Origin of the sequence: Adlercreutzia sp. DFI.6.23 (assembly GCF_024462535.1) — a bacterium.
GTDB lineage: Bacteria > Actinomycetota > Coriobacteriia > Coriobacteriales > Eggerthellaceae > Adlercreutzia > Adlercreutzia rubneri.
The window spans coordinates 1-302 of record NZ_JANGBP010000493.1; the positions used below are offsets into that span (position 1 = coordinate 1).

Here is a 302-nt window from a genome sequence, read left to right on the forward strand (position 1 = left end):
TATAATTCTCAAGCGAAGTAGAGCGAACGCAACCCATCGGGCTGCGCGTGAGAAAGCGAGGGCGTCATGGCCGCCGATGTTCTGTTCTTGGAATACCCGAAGTACTCCACCTGCCAGAAGGCTAAGAAGTGGCTGGACGCACACGGCGTGACCTACGCCGACCGGCACATCGTGGAAGACAATCCCACCGCCGATGAGCTGCGGTCGTGGCCACCGCTCGGGCCTTCTCGGCCGTGGCCACCGCCATGGAGTACGTCTTATAGGCGATGAGGCCTCCGCCCAGAGCCGCGAGAACCGGGATT

General features: G+C 61.6%; 1 pseudogene. It reads left to right on the plus strand.

From position 1 onward, the window contains the following. Positions 1-66 precede the first annotated feature (66 nt). Positions 67-210: pseudogene (locus NE591_RS14280) on the plus strand (glutaredoxin domain-containing protein); the annotation flags it as partial. Between the last annotated feature and the right edge of the window lie 92 nt (positions 211-302).